We start from the raw sequence: 4,380 nt of genomic DNA on the forward strand, positions 1-4,380 counted from the left end.
CTCCCCGTCACTATACGGGGAGAGGATGCCGGCAGGCAGGTGAGGGGCGGCGCCAGCGTCAGGAAAAGGGTGACGGGGCGAATTCCAAAACCTGAACCGATTGTCCTGGGCGAGCGCGCCGGGCAAGCAGGCCCCCTCGGACCGGACATTTCCCGGCGAGCTTCCAGAAATGAAAAACCCGCCACAGCGGCGGGTCGTTGGCGCAAATCAGCACCATGGGCAAAAATGTAGCATAGCTGCACTCACCGGTCAAGGAAATAATTCCTATAGTGGCATCACCTGGGGGACCCGTCGCCTGGGGCTTTGACCGGACCGGCAAAAATGCTACGAGCCCGGCAGCGAATTTCCGGGGCAACAACCGACATGGATGCAAGGCAATTGAAGGTCGAAGCCGCGCGCGCCGCACTTGCCCATGTAAGCGACGGCATGCGGCTCGGCATCGGCACCGGCACCACGGCCGAGGAGTTCGTGCGGCTGCTTGCCGAAAAGGTCGCCACCGGCATGACCGTCATTGGTGTGCCGACTTCGGAGCGCACCGCGTTGCTGTGCCGCGAACTTGGCGTGCCGCTGTCGACGCTGGAGGAAACGCCAGAGCTCGATCTCACCGTCGACGGCGCCGACGAAGTCGACCCGGAACTGACCCTGGTCAAGGGCGGCGGCGGCGCGCTGCTGCGCGAGAAGATCGTCGCCGCGGCATCCCAGCGCATGATCGTCATCGCCGACCGCTCCAAGATGGTCGAGACGCTCGGCCGTTTTCCGCTGCCGATCGAGGTCAATCCATTCGGCCTGCGCGCCACTGAAATCGCGGTTGCCGCGGCGGCTGAAAAGCTCGGTCTTTCCGGGCCGGTCACATTGAGGATGACGGGCGGCCAGGCTTTTGTTACAGACGGCGGCCATTTTATCCTCGATGCATCTTTTGGCCGCATTCCGGATACAAGAGCGCTTTCGAATGCTCTGCACGCCATTCCGGGCGTGGTCGAGCATGGTCTTTTCATCGGGCTGGCTTCAGCGGCCATCATCGCCGGCGGCGACGGTATCCAAACCGTCCATGCCGCCCGAAAACCAGGGAGTTCTACCGATCATGACGTTGCATAACCGGGTTCGCAGCCTTTCCGTCCTTCTGGCGGCCTCGGCCGTTTTCGCCTTCTCGTCGCCGGCGTTTTCGCAGGATGTCACGGAATCGCACCTGAAGGCCGCCCGCGCGGCGGTCGCTGCGATCCACGCAACCGACCCGTTCGACAACATCCTGCCGCAGGCAGCCGCAGCGCTCGAATCGCAGCTGATCCAGAAGAACCCGGACATGCAGGAACTGATCGGCAAGACGATCAGCGAGAAGGCGCTGGCGCTGGCCTCGCGCCGCGCCGATCTCGAGAAGGAAGCCGCACTTGCCTACGCAAAAGTGTTCTCCGAAAAGGAACTGACCGACATCGCCGCCTTCTACAATTCCGATTCGGGCAAGAAGCTGCTCGATAGCGGCCCGACGGTGACCCGCGAACTGGTCAAGGCAGCCGACATCTGGCAGAACGGCCTCGGCCGCGATCTCGCCCAGCAGGTCGGCGAAACGCTGGCCGCAGCCGCCAAGGCAAAGGCGCAGGCTGCACCTGCCGCGCCCGCTGCCGGAGCCGCCGCTCCGGCCGATGGCGCAGCGCCCGCCGATGGCGCGGCCCCTGCGGACAACAACTGACCCCGCATTTTCAAATGGCCTTGCGGCCTCCCGCGAAAGCCCGGCCTGTCCGGGCTTTTCTTTTGACGGTTTGCGGCCTACCTGTCTGACACATTTCTGAAGCCTGGGAGCCGCGTCATGGCCGGTTACGACTACGATCTTTTCGTCATCGGCGGCGGCTCGGGCGGGGTGAGGGCGGCGCGTGTCGCCGCGGCTCTCGGCAAGCGAGTCGGCATCGCCGAGGAATACCGCTATGGCGGCACCTGCGTCATCCGCGGCTGCGTGCCGAAAAAGCTCTATGTCTATGCCTCGCAATTTCCCGAGCATTTCGCCGACGCCGCCGGCTATGGCTGGACGGTGCCGGAAGCCAGTTTCGACTGGCAGACGCTGGTCGCCAACAAGGATCGCGAGATCAGCCGGCTGGAGGCCATCTACGTCAGGAACGTCGAGGGCGCCGGCGGCGAGACCTTCCACTCGCGCGCCATGATCGTCGATCCGCATGTCGTGCATCTTCTGGGTGAGGATCGCACCATCACGGCAGACCAGATCCTGATCGCCACCGGCGGCCGCCCGGCGGCGCATCCGGCGCTGCCCGGCCATGAACATTGCATCTTTTCCAACGAGGCTTTCGACCTCAAGGAATTGCCCAAGGCGATCATGATCGAGGGCGGCGGTTATATCGCCGTCGAGTTCGCCAACATCTTTCACGGTCTCGGCGTCGACACCACGCTGGTCTATCGCGGCAAGGAGATCCTCAGCCGGTTCGACATGGACCTGCGGCGCATGCTGCACGAGACGATGGAAAAGAAGGGAATAAGGATCCTCTGCCATTCCGTGTCCGAATGGATTCGCAAGCGGCCGGACGGCCGGCTCGACGCGCTCGTCAGCGGCGGCGAGGTGCTGACCGTCGACCAGGTGATGCTGGCCATCGGCCGCATTCCCAACACCGAGAATATGGGCCTGGAAGGCATCGGACTGGAGATGACCAAGACCGGCGCCATCGCCGTCGACCAATATTCCCGCACCAACATCGACAACGTCTGGGCGATCGGCGACGTCACCAACCGCGTGCAGCTGACGCCGGTGGCGATCCACGAGGCGATGTGCTTCATCGAAACCGCCTTCAAGGGAAATCCGACCGCGCCCGATCACGAGACGATCGCGACCGCTGTCTTTTCACAGCCGGAGATCGGCACTGTCGGATTGTCGGAGGACGACGCCGTCAAGCGCTTCCCCGACATCGAGATCTACCGCGCGACATTCCGGCCGATGCGGCACACCCTGTCCGGGCGCGACGAGAAGATGCTGATAAAGCTGGTGGTCGATGGCGCGTCGAAAAAAGTGCTTGGCGCCCACATATTGGGGCCGGACGCCGGCGAGATGGCGCAGCTGCTCGGCATCCCGCTGAAGGCCGGCCTCACCAAGGACGATTTCGACCGTACGATGGCCGTGCATCCGACAGCGGCGGAAGAACTGGTCACCATGTACAAGCCGACCTATCGCGTGAAGGACGGCGAGCGCGTCGATTGACGGCAAATCCGGGTTGAGGAACTCCGCCGCGGCAAGGTCATGCCACGGCGGAGATAGTCGCTACAGCAGCGTGCCGCGCAGGATCACAAGCGCCACCGAAAAATAGATCACCAGCCCGGTGACATCGACCAGCGTGGCGACGAACGGCGCCGATGCGCTGGCAGGGTCGAAGCCGATACGTTTCAAGGCGAACGGCAGCATCGAGCCCGACAGCGAACCGAAGGTGACGATGCCGACCAGTGCAGCGCCCACCGTGGTGGCGATCAGCGGCCAGTGCGGGCCATAATCGTAGAAGCCTATATATTGCCACAGCGCAATGCGGCAGACGCCGACCACGCCGAGCATGGCGCCCAGCAACAGCCCGGTGGGCAGCTCGCGCAGCGCCACCCGCCACCAGTCGCCAAGACCGATCTCGCGCAGCGCCAGCGCGCGGATGACCAGCGAGGTCGCCTGCGAGCCGGAATTGCCGCCGGAGCTCATGATCAGCGGGATGAACAGCGTCAGTACGATCGCCTTCTCCAGCTCGCCCTCATAGCTCTGCATGGCGTTGGCCGTCAGCATCTCCGAGATGAACAGCGCGCACAGCCAGCCGCCGCGTTTCCTGATCATGGCGAGGAAGCTCATCTTCATGTACGGCTCGTCCAGCGCCTCCATGCCGCCGAAACGGTGCGCGTCCTCGGTCGTCTCCGCGACCATCGTGTCGATGATGTCGTCGATGGTGACGATGCCTAGGATCTTGCCATGGTCGACGACCGGAAGGGCGAGCAGATCGTATTTGGAAATCGTCTGCGCCAGGGTTTCGCGATCGGTCAGCGGGCCGACCGTCACCGGAAGGTGATCCGGCGCCACCGTCATGATCGGATCGTCAGGCTCACCGGTGATCAGCCGGCGCAGGCCCGTCGAGCGCACAAGCAGGTGCGTCTGCGGATCGACGATATAGATCGCGTAGACGGTCTCGCGCGTCCGCTCGACCTTGCGGATGTAGTCGAGCGTCTGCCCGACGGTCCAGTCCGACGGCACGCTGACGAACTCCGTCGTCATGATCGATGCGGCGCTGCCTTCGGGATAGCCGAGGATGGAGAGCAGCGTTGCGCGCAGCGGCGGCGCAAGCCCGCCAAGCAGCTCGGAACGGGCCGGCTCCTCCAGCTCGCGCAGGATGTCGGCGGCGCGGTCGACCGACATGGCGG

At 64.2% G+C, this 4,380-nt stretch carries 4 protein-coding genes; 3 read left to right on the forward strand and 1 reads right to left on the reverse strand.

Annotation, left to right across the window (positions count from 1 at the left end):
* Positions 1-363: 363 nt before the first annotated feature.
* The 3 genes from rpiA to gor all read left to right on the forward strand — a co-directional run bounded on the left by rpiA (position 364) and on the right by gor (position 3,193).
* On the forward strand, positions 364-1,095 hold the full coding sequence (rpiA, locus tag EOB59_RS21365) for a ribose-5-phosphate isomerase RpiA (protein WP_027036598.1): 732 nt from the start codon (positions 364-366) through the stop codon (positions 1,093-1,095).
* On the forward strand, positions 1,082-1,684 hold the full coding sequence (locus EOB59_RS21370) for a DUF2059 domain-containing protein (protein ID WP_127318742.1): 603 nt from the start codon (positions 1,082-1,084) through the stop codon (positions 1,682-1,684). Before rpiA ends, EOB59_RS21370 begins: the two co-directional genes overlap by 14 nt.
* A gap of 117 nt (positions 1,685-1,801) precedes the next feature.
* Positions 1,802-3,193 carry a glutathione-disulfide reductase gene (gene gor / locus EOB59_RS21375; protein WP_128289169.1) on the forward strand — a complete coding sequence of 464 codons (1,392 nt, stop codon included), beginning with the start codon at positions 1,802-1,804 and terminating at the stop codon, positions 3,191-3,193.
* 60 nt (positions 3,194-3,253) lie between these two features.
* On the opposite strand, the gene mgtE is transcribed toward gor, so the two are convergent.
* The coding region (gene mgtE / locus EOB59_RS21380) for a magnesium transporter (RefSeq protein WP_245486695.1) at positions 3,254-4,380 on the reverse strand (1,127 nt) is incomplete at its 5' end.

This window comes from Mesorhizobium sp. M7A.F.Ca.MR.176.00.0.0, assembly GCF_004023165.1.
Classification (GTDB): Bacteria; Pseudomonadota; Alphaproteobacteria; order Rhizobiales; family Rhizobiaceae; genus Mesorhizobium.

Coding starts and splice junctions, on each gene's coding strand:
- gor (WP_128289169.1), top strand. CDS start 1,802: ATGGCCGGTTACGACTACGATCTTTTCGTCATCGGCGGCGGCTCGGGC.
- rpiA (WP_027036598.1), top strand. CDS start 364: ATGGATGCAAGGCAATTGAAGGTCGAAGCCGCGCGCGCCGCACTTGCC.
- EOB59_RS21370 (WP_127318742.1), top strand. CDS start 1,082: ATGACGTTGCATAACCGGGTTCGCAGCCTTTCCGTCCTTCTGGCGGCC.